Origin of the sequence: Bacillus sp. FSL K6-0268 (assembly GCF_038005425.1) — a bacterium.
In the GTDB taxonomy this organism is placed as follows: domain Bacteria; phylum Bacillota; class Bacilli; order Bacillales; family Bacillaceae_G; genus Bacillus_A; species Bacillus_A thuringiensis_S.
Window position 1 is genome coordinate 4,219,187 of record NZ_JBBOTF010000001.1, and the last position, 16,810, is coordinate 4,235,996.

Sequence of the window (16,810 nt, forward strand, 5' to 3'; positions counted from 1 at the left end):
TTGCTCTTTGTTATAAAGCGAAATTAACGCATTGGGATTTGGAAGTCATGACAATTGGAGATTGTTTTGATTATATTGCAGAATTCGCTGAAATGGAGAATCCAGACAAAGAAAAAGTCAGAAAAGCAAACCAAAAAGACTTTGATTCATTCTAAGAAAGGGGTGAAAGAATGGCTGGAGGAAAAATCAAAGGGATTACGATTGAAATTGGTGGGAATACGCAGCCGTTACAAAACGCTTTAAAAGATGTAAATAAACAGAGTGATAGCTTAGCGACCGAACTGAAAGAGGTAGAGCGCCTTTTAAAATTTAATCCTGGTAATGTGGAAGCATTAGCCCAAAAACAACAGTTGCTTACACAACAAATTGAAAACACTACACAAAAGCTCGATAAATTAAAAGAAGCGGAGCAGCAGGTTCAAGCGCAATTCCAAAACGGAAAGATATCGGAAGAACAATATCGTGCGTTTAGACGTGAAATTGAATTTACACAAGGGTCACTTGATGGTTTGAAAAATAAGCTTGGTAATATGAAAGCTGAACAAGAAAATGTGGCAAGTTCAACAAGACAATTAGAAACGTTGTTTAGCGCTACAGGCAAAAGCGTGGATGATTTTGCAGGGGCATTAGGTAATCGTCTTGTAAATGCAATTAAAAGTGGATCGGCTACAAGTCGACAGTTAGAACAAGCAATTGGTCTTATTGGTCGTGAAGCTTTAGGAACTGAAGCTGATATTGAAAAGTTACAACGTACGCTACGATCTGTGGATGTGGGGAATTCAATTCAGCAAGTACGAAATGAACTGAGAGATTTACAACAAGAAGCTGGGAGAACTGAGAAAAAGTTTGAAGGATTAAAAATAGGATTGGAAAATGTCATTGGTGGTATGGCGGCTGGTGGCGGTATTGCTAGTGCAGTCGAAAAAGCAATGGATATGTCAAAATTGAAAACTAAGATTGATATCACTTTTGATGTTCCAGAGTCTTCGAAAAAATCAGTGGAAGAAGCTATTAGGGGCGTTAGTACTTATGGTATTGACGCTGAAGAAGCATTAGAAGGTGTTCGCCGACAATGGGCATTAAATAAGGATGCTTCTGATGAAACAAATGCCGCTGTGGTTAAAGGGACAGCGACTATTGCAGCATCCTATGCTGGAATTGATTTTAATGAACTTATACAAGAAACCAATGAGATTGGTGCAACGTTAGGTATTACTAACGAGGAAGCATTGGGGTTAGTTAATACATTATTAAAAACAGGATTTCCACCTGAACAATTAGATATTATTGCAGAATATGGGGATCAGATGATTCAAGCTGGATTTTCGGCTAAAGAAGTCCAAGGGATTATGTCAGCAGGAGTAGATACTAAGAGTTGGAATATCGATAATCTATTAGATGGTGTTAAAGAAGGGCGTATCAAAATGGCCGAATTTGGTGCGGGTGTAGATAAATCTATGCAAGAGGTTTTAGATAAAACAAAAATTTCAGCGGACCAGTTTGAAAAATGGGGGCAGGCAATTGCTGGCGGTGGTGAAAATGGACAAAAAGCTATGCTTGAAGCAACTAAGGCTTTAGCTGGTGTTGAAAATGCAACAGACAGAAATGCACTTGGCACGAAGATGTTCGGTACTCTTTGGGAAGACCAAGGAAAGAAAATCATCGACACCATTTTGAAAGCGGAAGGTAAACAAGTCGATTTAAAAAAAGGAGTAGAGGACTTACAGGGTGCTACTTCTAAAATAGATGCATCTCCAGCGGTTAAATTTCAACAAGCAATGCAAGATTTACAAGTTGCCCTTCAACCTGTTCTTGCAGTTATAGCAGATCTTGTCTCTAAATTCGCTGAATGGATTTCTAATAATCCTGAATTAGCAGCAACGTTAACAGCGATTGCTGTTGCTATTGGTGTAATTGCAGGGGCGTTCATGGCTTTAGCACCAATAGTTGCTGTTATAACAAGTATAGGATGGGCGATGACAGGATTGGTTGCTATTATTCCGATAATAGTAGCACTTGTTGTCGCTCTAGGTGTTGTAATTTATAAAAATTGGGATGATATCAAACAATGGACCATTGATGCCTGGAATGCAATTGGAGAATTTTTAGTAGGCATATGGGATGGGATAGTTGAGTCTTTATCTGAAATATGGAATTCTATTGTTGAAACGACTATAGAAATATGGAATTCCATTGTGGAGTATTTGACTGGAATTTGGGATGGAGTAGTTGAAACATTATCGGAAGTTTGGAATGGCATCAGTCAAACTACTTCTGAAGTGTGGACAGCGATTAGTGAGTTTTTCATTAATACTTGGAATGGACTAGTTGCCTTTTTAACTCCTATTTTACAAGGGATTGCTGATTTCTTCTCTATGATTTGGAATGGTATTTCCACGGTGATTCAAACGGTATGGGGTTTTATTACTCAATACTTACAAGCAATTTGGACGGCTATTTTATATTTCGCCACTCCAATTTTCGAGTCTATACGAGAGTTTTTAGCTTCGGTATGGGAATCTATTAAAGAAAAAGCTACGGTGGTGTGGGATGCACTTACAAATTTCTTAACAACTTGTTGGAATGGAATCGTTTCAATTGCAACAACTGTATTTGAGTGGATTAAAAATACAGTTACCACCGTTTGGGATGCAATCAGTTCAGCAACAATGTCTGTATGGAACGCTGTTAAGAGTTTCTTACAATCATGCTGGAACGGGTTAGTAGCTTTTGTAACGCCAATATTCACCTCAATAAAAGATTGGATTGTGAATACATGGAATACGATTAGTTCCACAACAAGTGCAGTATGGAATACGATTAAAAGCTATCTATCTAGCTTATGGAACGCAATTGTTTCCACAGCGAATTCTGTATTCAATAGCATCAAAGAAGCCATTTCAACGGTTTGGAATATGATTAGTAGCACAAGCAGTAGTATTTGGAATGGTATTAAATCTACACTTTCAAACATTTGGGAAGGTATCAAGTCAACCGCATCTTCTGTCTGGAATGGATTAAAAGAAGCCATTATGACTCCTGTTCGTTGGGTAACAGATGCGGTTAGTGGAGCATTTGAAGGCATGAAATCAGCGGTATTAGGCGTATGGGATGGTATTAAAAGTGGCATTCGTACAGCTATCAATGGAATTATTCGCATCATAAATAAATTTATAGATGGCTTTAATACACCAGCAGAATTACTAAACAATATACCAGGAGTTAGCGCGCCGACTATTCCGCATGTACCAATGCTTGCGAAAGGTGGAAAACCTGTAGGAGATGGCTCATTTATTACTGGAGAAAAAGGCCCTGAACTGTTTACCAAAAGAGGGAATTCTATCACGGTTACACCGTTATCTTCAAAAGAAAGATCCCTCGGTATCACTGGAACGATGAATCAACTAATGGGTGACATGAGTCGTATGATGGCTAATTCTATGAATCAATTATCAGGGTTAAAGAGTGTTATGAGTGGTGTGTATGGAAATATGTCAAATAGTAGACAAGCGATGGCAGCTAGTGTTGCGAATCAAGTGATTCATTATTCTTCGGGATCATCTGGTGGTGGAGTCATTCCAATGCTTGGTGGAGATTTCGTTGTGGAGGTTCCTGTTGTTTTAGAGGGACGAGATGTAGCGCGTGGTACATATCGCTATACAACCGAATATCAAGAACGAGAAACACAGAGGGATTCAGACTTTTAAGTTTGAGTCTCTTTTAATTTGAAAAGAAATGAGGTGGCAACGTGAGCTCTTTTACATTTAACAATATACGCAAGGATTTTATTCAAATCGAAAAAGGGTGGAAAAAACCAGCGTGGGCTCCGTTAAAACGGAACTTTTTAAGCGTTCCAGGTTATCCAGGTGCAAGATTATTAACGACAGAAACTGAAATGCGAGTTTTACCTGTTCCAGTCGGAATTATTGTTCCTGATGGATCAGACTTAGAAACAGTAAAAGAAGAAATAGCAGAGTGGTTAATTACAGAAAAACCTGTTGAATTAGTCTTTGATGTAACACCTGATAGGACATACTTAGCGGTTATTGATGAAGATTTTGATCCAGAGGATTTTGTTACGTTAGGTAAAGGTATTTTGAACTTTGTTTGCCCAATGCCTTATAAGTTAGGAAATGAGAAAACGGTTGATTTTGCAAATGAAGGTCGAGGGCTAATTGCCAATGTCCAAAACAAAGGCTCTGTGCATTCCAATCCGATTATTGAAATTGATATTAAAAAGCCACATACTTTTTTAGATGTATGGTTTGAAGATAAATGTGCAAAGGAACCAGATTATTTTCGTATTGGAATGCCATTAAAAATGGAGCAATTGCCTGTAGAAAGAAATCAACGTCTTATATGGGATGATATGTCCACAACTGTAGGGTGGAGCAAGGTTAGTTCTATGGAAGATGGTAATCCGGTTGGTGAAATGAAAACAGATAGTTACCAATTCTATTGTTCGGACTATGGCTCAGGTAATGGGTGGCATGGGGCAGCTGTTAAAAAGAGCATCCCTGGTGGACCAGTAGAAGATTTTATTATGCAAGCCCATGTTACATGTAAGAGTAAAAACATTAATGAAATGGGACGAGTTGAGATAGCGATACTCGATGAAAATAGCAAAGTTCTTTCAAAGATTGCTATGAACGACCTCTATTGGCAAGCTGAACAAAATTTTGGAACGATGGTAATTGGATATGATAATAAGCCTGGAAAAACAGGTTTAATTTATGAGAGTGGTGATTATCCCAATACGTGGAATCAGTATTATGGTAGGTTGTGGATTGCTAGAACGGGTAATGATTGGGAAGCGTATATTTCAAAGTTTCTTCCTGGAACAGAAAAAGATGATGCAGAGCGCTTTGCAAGATGGACTGATAAAGACAATAAACATATGGAAAAAGCAGCTCAAATACAGATTAGTATCATGCAGTGGCAAGATGTTCCGCCAGTAGAAGCGATGACCGTTTCTGATTTGAAATTTTGGAAAGTGAATTTAAATAATCAAAATACACCACCTTATATAGTCGATGTTGGTGACAAAGTTGTGATTGATACAGAAAGCAGCCATGTCAGTATTGAAGGGAAAAACGCTATTAACATAAAAGATATTTTTAGTAATTTTCCTGTTATCAATAAAGGTACGAATAAACTTGAAATCATACCTTCCGATATAGGAACAGCAAAGGTTACATATAGGGAGCGATTTAGATGAGAACACCAAGTGGAATATTACATGTTGTTGATTCACAAACAGATCAAATTATCGGAGCGATTCAATCAAAGGATTATTGGAATGACAATAGGCATTGGGAGATTAAAAATAATGTTGATAAGCTAGATTTTACGGTTTTTGATGGTACAACAGAAGCCGCAGCGCTTACGCAACAAAATTTAGTCTTAAAAGAGGTAAGGGGTGGGCGAATTGTTCCATACACAATTACTGAAACAGAAAAAGATTCTAATAATAGATCCCTTACAACTTACGCGTCTGGTGAATGGATTTTACTTGGTAAAGCAAATTATATTGATCCACAAAAATTTGAAGCAAAAACAGTAGGGGAGTATGTAGATATAGCTCTTAAGGGAACGAAATGGAAAAAAGGAAATATTTCTTATGAAAGTTTCCGTTCTATGACCGTTGATGAATTTATTGATCCATTAAGTTTTTTAAAAAAGATTGCTTCTCTATTTGAACTAGAAATTCAATATCGAACTGAAATCGTAGGGAATCATATCGAACGGTATGTTGATATGATGAAAAAACGCGGGCAGGATACAGGGAAAACAATTGAATTAGAGAAAGATTTAATTGGAATTAAGCGAATTGAGAACTCGCAAAATATCTGTACAGCTTTAATTGGTTTTGTGAAAGGTGAAGGCGATAACATTATTACGATAGAAAAAATTAATAATGGCCTTCCTTATATTACTAATATTGATGCTTTTCAACGATGGCATGAAAAGGGTAAACATAAATTTGGTTTTTATAGTCCAGAAACTGACAATGAAAACATGTCTCCTGAACGTTTGAAAACTTTAATGGAAATAGAAATGAAGAAATGTGTAAATGCGTCTGTTTCTTATGAGGTAAAAGCGGCATCCATAGGACGTGTATTTGGGTTAGCACATGAATTGATTAATGAGGGTGACACAATCCGAATTAAAGATACAGGATTTACACCAAAACTTTATTTAGAAGCAAGAGCAATAGCTGGAGACGAATCTTTTACTGATCCTACACAAGATAAATATGTATTTGGAGATTATCGAGAAATTGTAGACCCTAACGAAGAATTACGAAAGATTTATAATCAAATTCTTAGTTCGTTAGGTAGTAAACAAGAAATGCTAGATCAGCTAGACAAACTGGTAAAACAATTGAAACCATACGGAAAGAATCTCAAGCAGCTAAAGAGTTGGCAGAAAAAGTTCAAGAAAATCTAAAAAATAATACGGTAAATATTATTGAAGCTAAAAATCCACCAATTGATAATCTTATAGTAGGTAAAACATTATGGCGAGATATTAGTAACGGTAAACCTGGTGTTTTAAAAGTGTGGAACGGTAAAGGTTGGGAACTCCTTATTCCTGATGTGGAATCAATTAAAAAAGATACACTGGAGCAGGTTAATAAGGATATTAAACTCGCAAAAGAAGAATTAAATAAGAAAGTGGAAGAAGCGCAAGAAGAAACCACTGGCCAATTTAATGAAGTAACAGAAAGTCTTCAAAAAGTTACGAGAACTATTTCTGACGTACAAAGAGATCAAGGTGAAATTGATAAAAAAGTAACCCAGGTTGAACAGGATTCTGAGAAATTTAAACTGTCTATTGAAACATTAACGAAAAATAGTAGTGAGACTACAAATAAAATCAATACATTAGAAAGTGATGCGGACGGAAATAGGAAAGTTATTTCAGAAGTTAAAGAAAGTGTAGCAAACATTAATGACGATGTAAGAAACTTGTTAATCGGTTCTAAATCTTTTGATGGCGCTTTGACTTTTGCGCAAGCAGACAATCGTTGGTGGCTTAAATCAGCAGATAAAGTAAAAATTTCGAAGGATGTTTTTCAAGGGAATACAGTCGTAGAAACTCAATCATCATGGACTGCTTTAGCTTATAACTTCAAAGACTTGGTGAATCGGGGAGTTGTTAAAGTAGGAGATAAAGTAACCTATTCAATTTATACTCGCGTAAAAGGTTTACCGGATGGCCAAGATTTACAACAAACTTTCTATTTTGCAGCAGGTGCTACTGGAATTCGTCCAAATAAATCTACTAATCAATGGCAAAGAGTAAGCGTTTCGTTCACAGTGACAGCAAGTATGATGTCGCTACCGGGAACAGATACCGAGAGTCATTTACGTATAGAACCTGACGCAAACCCTCCTGCTGGTTGTTGGTATCAGCAGAGTTCACCACAATTGACTATAGGCAGTAAAGATTATTCGTGGCGACCTGCTCCTGAAGATATTGCAGATGGTAATGTTTTCACCAAGATAACAACCGAGATCAAAGAAGAAGCTGGAAGAATCTCTAAAAAATTAGAGCAGGTTGAAGATCGTACTGTTGGAGTTGAAAACTGGCTTATTAACACTGGGCCAAACGAAAAACCACAAACAATTGGAATGATTGGAGGCGCACAAGTAAACAAAGCTAAATTCGCTGTACAGCCTGCTGAATACATTGTATTAGAATGCTTGGATCATACTGACTCTTTCTATCAATTTCATTTAGATAATACGAAAATGGGTGACTTTGAAAAAGATAAAGATATGACTATATCTCTGGACATGCAAAATGATGCTCAAGTTGATTTCGTTTTATTCCAATTTATTAATGGTATATGGAATGAGGCTGTACAGAAAGGGGTACCTGTATCTAACGTGTGGAAACGCGAGTCCTGGACTTTCAAGATTGACAAACGATCCACAGGTTGGGGATTAAGGATAAGATTTGCTAGAAATGTAGACTCTGTAGGCAAAAGACTACGTATGAAGAAGCACAAACTCGAAAAAGGGTCGGTTCCTACAGATTTCACAAAATCGACTTATGAGTTGGAACAAAGTTTCAATGGCGTAAAAGAGCGTATTGAAAAAACGGAATCTATCATTAATGATGCTGGTGATCGTAACTATGCACGTAACGGAGATTTCACACACTATTGGGCCGATAACGATCTACAATGGGATAAGAACCTAAACGGTAATTTGCGCGCTGGTAATTGGGCTACAGGTTATAACGCTGGGACAACAGATCCTACAAAGGGTTATCATATGCACGTTAATGACAAAAAGTTTGGGTATCCTGTAGTTGCTGTTATTAACAAAAATGGTCAATTCGGTCAAGTTAAAAGGTGGCTTGGAATGCCTCAAGAAATGCCAGCTAGTTTCCGAAATGATTTCCAGCCAGGTGATACGTACACCATCGCTTTAGATGTATGGACGGAAACAGCAAACAACAAAATAGCGGTAGGATTACACCACTTTATTGAGGGTAACAATACAATGGGCTTTCATAGTGGAGGTACGCCAGAATTGACCATCGAACCTGTTAAAAAGTGGGTTCGAGTTCATACAACAATGAAATTACATGATAAATCAGATATGAAAAAAGGTTTTAGTTTGTATATTTATGGTGATCGTTCTGCTGATGGTAGTGAGTGCTACTTCAAAAATGTATCCGTGTTAAAAGGATCTATGCCGAAAGCATTCGCTCCGTCTCCGGAAGATGGTGTAAAAGAAAATGTATTCAGCCAGAAAGTAACGGAGATTACGAAGAACGCCGAAGGGATAACAAGTGATGTAAAAAAAATACAGGAAATACAAACTCAGCAAGGGCAAACACTGACTGAAGCTACTACAACGATCCTGCAACAATCTGAAGAATTGAAGCTAGCAATGAAAAAGAAAGATGTTGAAGCTTATGTAGGTGGTTTAGGTACTGTCAACGAGTTGCGTGATTCTAATTTTACGTTAGGACAGAAATATTGGTTTTGGAATAGCGGTAATGGGGCTACTGGTGCTGTTGATACGAATTTAAAATACAAAGGTATGAATACATTTGTAATTACCGTTACTGGCCAGTCCCAAGATCGTTGGTGGGGGCTTACAAGTCAATTTATTGAGTGTCAGGTTAACGAAGACTTTGTTGCATCAGGTTATTTCAATACTGACGGGAAAACACCTATTGATGGTGGCGGTGCATTTATTGAAATTGAATGGTGGACTGCTGACAAAAAAACTCGCATTAAGACAGCTAGAACGAATATCACTGTTGTAAATCATACAGGGGTTCGTGCTGTATGCACAGATAAAGCGCCAGCTAATGCGTCGTTTGTGAGATGGCGTTATTACGTTACAAGAAATGGGCGTTTATGGTGTGCTGCACCTATGTTACAACGTGGCACTATAGCTACAGAATTTTGGCTACATCCAAAAGATCAAACGGATGCTGACAAAATGTTAGAGGATATTGCTAATAGAGTAGCAACTAAAGATTACGATAAAAAAGTAACCGAATTAGAAAGAAGTATCGCTACTAATGAAGAAGGCGTTACTATCATTTCTAAGAAACAGGAAAGTTTTATTAATGAGACCTATAATGCCTATGTAAAGAAAACAGAATCGAAGTTACAGGTATTAGATGAAGGGATCTTAGCACAAATTTTAAAAGACGGTATCATTACTTCTATCAATATGTCACCTGGTAAGATTACAATCGATGCTGAGAAACTGAATATTAATGCCGATACAATGGTGAAATGGTTAACTGCAAAAGGCATTGATACGAATCTTATTAGAATTGACGGTGACAAGATAACCATTGATAAAGATGGTGTAACTGTTAAAATGCTAGATTTCCTATTCCAAGACGAATGGGGAACAAAAACAACCGCGGTATCAAGACGAAATCTAATAGCAGATCCAGACTTTTCTAGTGTTACAAAGAAAAACATTGGACATAACGATTATTATGGATTTGAAGGTGGATACGGTCTTACTTGGAAGTCCTGGGGAAATGTCGTAATTGAAAAGAATACACATATATTCGATTACGAGCAAATGGTAAATGCTGCAAGGGTAGATATGTATAACTATCCCGAAACAGTCGTGAATAACGGTATACATCCTGGTAACGAATATACAGTTTCTGCTCACTTTAGAACAGCTATGATAAATGGTGTACGTAAAACAGGGAAACCACGTTTACAAGTATGCTGCGTTAAATTCCGAGACAATGTAAGTTATGATATATGGAATGAACAAAAAATGGATTTCCCTGAACCGTCTACCTATTATGGAGAAATCAGAAGATACTCTTTCACTTTCAAAGTGCCGACAAACTATATTCCACAACAACACGCATTAATTATTAAAGTTTGTTCTGGAAATGCTGACATGAGACAAGGGACCGCGATTTGTGTAAGTGGTGTAACGCTATACAGTGGTAAGTATGCATCTATGTATAATTGGGATCGTGCTGCAGCAGAAAGAGCAGATGGTATTCAGCCGTTTAACGCACTTGCTGTAGGTGGTGTGAATAATAATATATCTCCAGCACCAGACGGACAAACGTTTGATATAAGTACTGAAAAAGAAGTGAAAATCTTTAGGAATATTCGAGCAATGCAGGGAATTAACTTAGGTGGCGGTGGATTCCAACAATGGGGGCATATTCGTTTTACAGACGGTAATGCTGGAGCGGGTTTTTATGCGAGTACTCCAAGTGGTTGGAAATTTAACGCGCTTGGATAGAAAGGAAGGATTAAACATGGATATTAACTATATGATGCCTTTTCAAGAAGGTGAAATGCTTCCTTATATGGGAAGAATAGTAGATGTAAAACGAACGGAAACAGGAGTCTTTATACAAGTACCTGCTGACATGTTAGATAATGCAGGGGTTTCCAATGATACGAGTAAAGTTGAGGTGTGGAGGGACATGTCTGACGGAACTATTGGTTTTAGGGTTTTAACGAAATGTGAGTTATGTGGTTGTGGAGCCAAATTATATGAATTGAACTTAGGAGTTGCTAAAAGGAACATTTGTGCAAATGATTATTTTAAACTTACAGGGAATTACCCATCTCAAGAACCGCCAACACCAACTAATGAAAATAACACACAAACAGAGCAGGAGCAGCAATAGTTGGTCTTTTTTATTATCTAAAAAAGGAGAGGAAAAGATGGATCGTATTGATGTATTATTAAAAACCTTTATTGCCACTTTCGGTGGCTTCTGTGGGTATTTCTTGGGAGGATGGGATACAACATTGAAAATCTTAGTGACGATGGCAGTTATTGATTATTTAACTGGCATGATTGCAGCAGGATATAACGGAGAATTAAAAAGTAAAGTGGGTTTCAAAGGCATCGCCAAAAAGGTGGTGCTTTTTCTTTTGGTAGGAGCGGCAGCTCAACTAGATTTAGCACTAGGAAGCAATAGCGCTATTCGTGAAGCGACGATTTTTTTCTTTATTGGGAATGAGTTGCTTTCACTTTTAGAAAATGCAGGGCGTATGGGAATACCTTTGCCTTCAGCTTTAACAAATGCAGTTGAAATTTTGGGTGGAAAACAAAAACAAGAAGAGAAAAAGGGAGATGTTCAATAATGGAAATCAGAAAAAAATTAGTTGACCCAAGTAAATATGGTACAAAGTGTCCGTATACAATGAATCCAGAATTCATTACAGTCCACAATACGTACAACGATGCTACAGCAGAAAACGAAGTAGCTTATATGATTCGTAATGACAACCAAGTATCGTTTCATATCGCGGTAGATGATAAGGAAGCTGTGCAAGGAATTCCTTTAGAGCGTAACGCCTGGCATACTGGCGACGGTAACGGCAATGGTAATCGTAAATCTATTGGGGTTGAAATTTGCTACTCTTTAAGCGGTGGAGAGAGATATTATAAAGCGGAAGACAATGCAACTATCGTTGTAGCACAATTAATGAAACAGTATGATATTCCAATTTACAAAGTTTGTACACACCAATCATGGAGTGGGAAGTACTGTCCTCATCGTATGTTGGCAGAGGGGCGTTGGAATAACTTTATTGAAAGGGTTCAACATGCATATAATGGAGGTAGTAGTCTAAGTAACCTAACGCCTACTCCATCTTTCAGTGGTGAAACAGGTATTGCATATATCGGAGGAAATAGCGTTAATCTTCGTAAAGGTCCAGGCACTGGATACGGGATTATTCGTCAATTAGGTAAAGGAGAATCTTACCAAGTATGGGATGAGTCAAATGGTTGGTTAAACCTTGGCGGCGATCAGTGGATTTATAATGATCCATCATACATTCGTTATACAGGAGAAAATGTGCCGAAACCTTCTAAACCTTTAAATGATGGCGTTGGTGTATTGACTATTACAGCTGATGTATTACGTGTTCGTAAAGGTCCAGGAACTAACTATGGTATTGTAAAAAATGTGTACCAAGGGGAACAGTATCAGTCGTGGGGATATAGAGATGGTTGGTATAATGTTGGGGGAGACCAGTGGGTTTCAGGTGAATATGTGAAATTTTAAAGATAAAATATATTATGTAAAAGTAAATGCAACAACCTATGCGTATGTGAAGTAAGGAAATGAAAAAGAGTATTCCTGGTTGGATTACAGTATCGGCATTCTAATTATATGAATCCACTACATACAATATGACTCGAAAATAATAAAGACACCTTCCCCAGCTGAAGGTGCCTCATGTGGTGATTCTCTAGATGTATAAATAGTATATCCAATATTAGTGAAGGATAGAACTTATTATTGGACGATAAATGTATATGTTAAATATATTTTCACCAAAGAATAGTTTTATTAAAATGAATAATAAAAACCAGAGTGCTCTTGAGGAGTACTCTGGCTACGTGGGATGCTTACTATACAAGAGGAACACGTGTGGTTTTATTTTATGTAGTAACAGACTGAAATATGAGAAAAACACTCCTGCGGTTGTGAACGGGAGTGTTTTTCTGTATATAAAATGGCATCATGCCAGCAGCAATTTATTATATGCTATTAGGGGGCACACGACCGAAAAAAGAATTTTATTCGTTCAAGAAAAATGTGGCAATTAAATATCCTGGTATTTATGTATCTCCTTAATTTAAGTTATTCAATGTATTATACCAGTTAAAGTTTTTTAGAGGTTTCTGTTTTTACATTGAATAATAGAATCCATCTATTAAAATTAAAATATAACTCTATCATTTTCCTGATTATTGAATTATAGTATAAATGTGTTAAAAAATAAGAGAAGGGGATTGAAAAATGAAAATTTTTAACAAGTGCCTCCTAGTAACCTTTACAACCATGCTAGCATTTTCCTACACTGCACCTACAAGTATTTCTTATGCTGAGGAAAGTCAGAATGTTAACACTATCAAGACCGAGGTTAGTGGTTTAGAAATCGCTAAAACTAAAGAGATTATGGATGTTATTCAAGAACTGGATCAAAATTTAGACATGGAGAATCTATCTAATAATACTCCAGAAGATATCTTAAAGCTGAGTAAAGCATCACAAGATTTTTATTATTCGTATAAAAATATAAACGATTTATACAATGGAAATGTAAGCGCAGATAATGTAGCAAACCTTATTGCATCTAAAGTCAATGAAAACTCTATTAATAATAGTCCGAATTACACAGCACAGTATGCTACAGTAAGATCAAAAGACTTTTATATTTCAAACTACCAAGTGAATGAAGTAGTAAAACTCGCTGGTTTACATGGAACAGGATGGGGATTTGCAATTGCATTAGCTAAAAAGTTTGGTAAAAGTCCTACCTGGGTAACTTTAATGATCGTAGCTGTTCCAGCCTTAGGCGCAGGTGCACTTAACTATTGTAATAATAAAAATAAAGGTGTTATTATTAATAGGCTTTCTATTGGTGCAACGCATAGTTTTACTTGTCGTTCACAATAAAAAGGGACAAGGAATTAATTCCTTGTCTTTTTGTTTATTATAAAATCACTTACAAAAAATATGATTAAACCCAGTACAAGTATTAGAAAGGAACTAGATATAAGCTCTCTATCAAACAATAACTCAAATACAGAATTCATAAATAACACAAGTCCCCAAAAACAAAAAGTAATCCAACATGCATTATTAGATGAACTCTTCTTTTTAGTACTATCGTTTTCAAAAAACATATATACCTCCATTAATTAAATGTGCGTGTTGTACCACTTTTATAACTAATTAGACATACTTCATAAAAACCCTTTATATTAAGGTTTAATCACAGGGGAGCTGTTCTAGTCTGTCAGATAAATTACTCTGGAAACCTTGGTGGGTCTTGTCTAAATACCTATACAACGTGGTTTTGCTAATTCCAGTCGCCGCTGTAATTTCCTTAATCGTGTAGTCTTTACTTTTATACATTTTAATGGCTATTGCAACTTTATCTTCTCTTTTATTAGGTCGACCACCTTTTTTTCCTCTTGTGTCGGGCCGCTTGCAGACCAGACTTTATTCGTTTACTAATAATACCTCTTTCTAATTCAGTAATACTGGCCATTGTACAAAAGCAAGAGTTGTCTGTATTTGTTAATATTTGTTATTAAAAGTCTGAAAATTATGTAGAAATATACTTTGATATTCTTTTTTCTTCCTTTTTTTGTTATCCTTTAATGTAAGACTATTCAGAAAGAAGGAAGTGATTTTATGGATGCTCCAGTGAAGGGGAATGAACAAGTTACGAAATTACTTAATGACTGGTATCAAGCAATGTTAACACAACAGTATGTAAAGGCGTCAAACTTGAAAGAAAAAATTGATCATTTAATTAATAATTTACAACATGAAAAAGACACAGAATTACAAGCCCAAAATTTATTATTATATTACTCTTTACTAGATTTTAGGTATAAGGTTCTAACTCAAGGTATTAATATTTTACCAAGTGAATTTGATGAAATTGAGAACTTCAATAAACCAGTAGACAATTATTTAGCTTATTACTACCACTTTTATAAAGCAATACATAATACATTTTTGTCTAATTATGCAGAGGCTGGGGAACAATTTGAAGAAGCAGAAGCACTTCTAAAATATGTCCCTGATGAAATAGAACAAGCAGAATTTAATTACCGTTTAGCAACATTCTACTATCAAACATATAAGCCCCTCCCCTCTATAACATATATAAATAAAGCAAAAACAGGTTTTCATAATAATGAAGGCTATGAGATAAACGTAGCATTATGTGAAAATGTACTAGGATTAACATGTATACAGATAAGACAATTTGAACAGGCTGAAGAACATTTAAATAAAGCAATAGATATTGTTAAAAAGGGTAATAACACAGAACTGTTATTACGTCTTAGAAATAATATAGGGTGGTTATATGCTAGTCAGGGGCTTTCATCTTTAGCTATCCGCCACTTATCAGAAGTAACTGAACATTTACCAAACCATTATAAGGCTATCTTTCTACAAGCTAAGGAACATTATAAATTGAGGGAACATACAGCAGCCAATAGGTTAATAGAACAGGGGCTAAGAACGTCTACTCAAATAGGAAATCAAGAGTATATACACAGATTTAATATATTAAAGGAATTGAATGATGAATCTGATTTAAATGTATTAGAAAGTGTAATAGAAGCAGGAATTTCCTATTTTGAAGTAGAAGGATTAACAAAGTGTGTTCAAGAATATGCTGAAATTCTCGCTACTATGTTTTATAAAGAAGCGAACGACAAAAAAGCAAGTAAGTACTTTTATATCAGTAATGAATCGAGAAAACAATTTGAAGAAAAAGGGGCGTTAGTGTGATGAAAAAGTTAAAGTCAGCATTATTACTTCCCATTATGGCAGTAGGGTTTATTGCAATGGCTGAAGGTGATACACCTGCACCACAAAGACCTGATTTAGCATATGGTGAGGGGCATAATAATGTTATAAGTAAATTAGAAGCACACGGGGATCATGGTGATGCACCCGCTTATGACCACGGAAGACCGCCTGCACCAGCATATGAATATGTGAAATAACAAAAAAGCCAACTTTATTTATAATAGGGTTGGCTTTTTGGGTGCTATGATGTTTAAAATTTATTTTTAGATAATGCCTTTAATATCGGATTTATAATTCTGCTAATTAAACGAAATCCCCTGAATATAGAGCTAACAACTTTCATAACATTAGAATCTCTTTTTATTTTGAACACCTACTTTCGCAATTCCGCTTGTAGAATAAAGTTTTCTTTTATACTACCTTTATATGTATACCTTATTTTATTCTTTTGATAAACCTTTGTATGATCTTTACTAAATACTGTTTCGTCACTAAGACCAAGTTCTTGTTTAACTAAATTACGTTCTCCAAAACTCAATGAATCATCTATCGTTCCTATTAATAATAAGAAAGCGAATTTGAAATCTTTTTGCTCAGTAAAGAAAGCATTTGGTGTCATAGCTAGCGAAGCCTTTTTAATTTGTTTTTCCTTATCGGTGTCTAAGAAAATAAAAATATTATTTGATAAACCAATTGAGGTTCTGCCATCTTCTAATACTTCGGTTGAATTAATTTTCAACTTTGTTTTTTCTCCCATTTCTTTCAATGCTGTTTCTACTCTTTGTTTGTATTCATCTACTGTTAATTTAGTTTCTTTATTTTCTGCAATCGCAGGTTTAGTGCTATCCTTTTTATTGCCACTAACACCAGCAGCAACAAAAATTATTAATAGTGCAGTAATAATCCAAACCCACCATTTTTTATAAAACGGTTTTTTCATATAATTTCCCTCCATAGATTTATACCTAAATCATAC

General features: G+C 36.0%; 11 protein-coding genes and 1 pseudogene. 10 read left to right on the plus strand and 2 right to left on the minus strand.

Going from position 1 to position 16,810, the window contains the following annotated elements; genetic code table 11:
- The first annotated feature begins 170 nt into the window (after positions 1-170).
- The 8 genes from MHI28_RS21860 to MHI28_RS21895 all read left to right on the plus strand — a co-directional run bounded on the left by MHI28_RS21860 (position 171) and on the right by MHI28_RS21895 (position 13,953).
- Positions 171-3,707 (plus strand): phage tail protein, encoded by a 3,537-nt coding sequence (locus MHI28_RS21860; protein WP_327946496.1) that lies wholly within the window; start codon positions 171-173, stop codon positions 3,705-3,707.
- A 41-nt stretch (positions 3,708-3,748) separates the two neighbouring features.
- Positions 3,749-5,218, plus strand: coding sequence for a distal tail protein Dit (locus MHI28_RS21865; protein ID WP_144489601.1), 1,470 nt, complete (start codon positions 3,749-3,751; stop codon positions 5,216-5,218).
- On the plus strand, positions 5,215-6,450 hold the full coding sequence (locus MHI28_RS21870) for a phage tail spike protein (protein WP_340828296.1): 1,236 nt from the start codon (positions 5,215-5,217) through the stop codon (positions 6,448-6,450). Before MHI28_RS21865 ends, MHI28_RS21870 begins: the two co-directional genes overlap by 4 nt.
- Positions 6,423-10,766 (plus strand): hypothetical protein, encoded by a 4,344-nt coding sequence (locus MHI28_RS21875; RefSeq protein ID WP_340828297.1) that lies wholly within the window; start codon positions 6,423-6,425, stop codon positions 10,764-10,766. The genes MHI28_RS21870 and MHI28_RS21875 overlap by 28 nt, the downstream gene beginning before the upstream one ends.
- 16 nt (positions 10,767-10,782) lie before the next feature.
- Positions 10,783-11,160 carry a hypothetical protein gene (locus MHI28_RS21880; RefSeq protein WP_044797904.1) on the plus strand — a complete coding sequence of 126 codons (378 nt, stop codon included), beginning with the start codon at positions 10,783-10,785 and terminating at the stop codon, positions 11,158-11,160.
- Positions 11,161-11,197: 37 nt separating this feature from the next.
- Complete coding sequence (locus tag MHI28_RS21885) at positions 11,198-11,623, plus strand: phage holin family protein (protein WP_044797905.1); 426 nt, start codon at positions 11,198-11,200, stop codon at positions 11,621-11,623.
- Positions 11,623-12,552 (plus strand): N-acetylmuramoyl-L-alanine amidase, encoded by a 930-nt coding sequence (locus MHI28_RS21890; RefSeq protein WP_327946498.1) that lies wholly within the window; start codon positions 11,623-11,625, stop codon positions 12,550-12,552. The genes MHI28_RS21885 and MHI28_RS21890 overlap by 1 nt, the downstream gene beginning before the upstream one ends.
- A gap of 741 nt (positions 12,553-13,293) precedes the next feature.
- Positions 13,294-13,953, plus strand: a complete 660-nt coding sequence (locus MHI28_RS21895) for a hypothetical protein (protein WP_327946499.1) — start codon at positions 13,294-13,296, stop codon at positions 13,951-13,953.
- Between the two features lie 315 nt (positions 13,954-14,268).
- Here MHI28_RS21895 and MHI28_RS21900 read toward each other — a convergent pair.
- A pseudogene (locus MHI28_RS21900) lies at positions 14,269-14,560 on the minus strand (helix-turn-helix domain-containing protein); the annotation flags it as partial.
- Positions 14,561-14,697: 137 nt separating this feature from the next.
- Between MHI28_RS21900 and MHI28_RS21905 the strand changes: the two are divergent.
- Both MHI28_RS21905 and MHI28_RS21910 read left to right on the plus strand, forming a co-directional pair.
- A complete protein-coding gene (locus tag MHI28_RS21905; protein ID WP_340828298.1) occupies positions 14,698-15,813 on the plus strand; it encodes a Rap family tetratricopeptide repeat protein in 1,116 nt (371 codons plus the stop codon).
- Positions 15,813-16,031 carry a hypothetical protein gene (locus MHI28_RS21910; RefSeq protein WP_327946501.1) on the plus strand — a complete coding sequence of 73 codons (219 nt, stop codon included), beginning with the start codon at positions 15,813-15,815 and terminating at the stop codon, positions 16,029-16,031. Before MHI28_RS21905 ends, MHI28_RS21910 begins: the two co-directional genes overlap by 1 nt.
- 176 nt (positions 16,032-16,207) lie before the next feature.
- Here the strand turns inward: MHI28_RS21910 and MHI28_RS21915 are convergent, their stop codons facing one another.
- Complete coding sequence (locus tag MHI28_RS21915) at positions 16,208-16,774, minus strand: hypothetical protein (protein WP_002083668.1); 567 nt, start codon at positions 16,772-16,774, stop codon at positions 16,208-16,210.
- Positions 16,775-16,810: the final 36 nt, after the last annotated feature.

Bases quoted from the DNA above. Each gene is read 5' to 3' on its own strand.
- MHI28_RS21860 (WP_327946496.1), top strand. From the start codon at position 171: ATGGCTGGAGGAAAAATCAAAGGGATTACGATTGAAATTGGTGGGAAT.
- MHI28_RS21870 (WP_340828296.1), top strand. From the start codon at position 5,215: ATGAGAACACCAAGTGGAATATTACATGTTGTTGATTCACAAACAGAT.
- MHI28_RS21880 (WP_044797904.1), top strand. From the start codon at position 10,783: ATGGATATTAACTATATGATGCCTTTTCAAGAAGGTGAAATGCTTCCT.
- MHI28_RS21885 (WP_044797905.1), top strand. From the start codon at position 11,198: ATGGATCGTATTGATGTATTATTAAAAACCTTTATTGCCACTTTCGGT.
- MHI28_RS21890 (WP_327946498.1), top strand. From the start codon at position 11,623: ATGGAAATCAGAAAAAAATTAGTTGACCCAAGTAAATATGGTACAAAG.
- MHI28_RS21895 (WP_327946499.1), top strand. From the start codon at position 13,294: ATGAAAATTTTTAACAAGTGCCTCCTAGTAACCTTTACAACCATGCTA.
- MHI28_RS21905 (WP_340828298.1), top strand. From the start codon at position 14,698: ATGGATGCTCCAGTGAAGGGGAATGAACAAGTTACGAAATTACTTAAT.
- MHI28_RS21910 (WP_327946501.1), top strand. From the start codon at position 15,813: ATGAAAAAGTTAAAGTCAGCATTATTACTTCCCATTATGGCAGTAGGG.
- MHI28_RS21915 (WP_002083668.1), bottom strand. From the start codon at position 16,774: ATGAAAAAACCGTTTTATAAAAAATGGTGGGTTTGGATTATTACTGCA.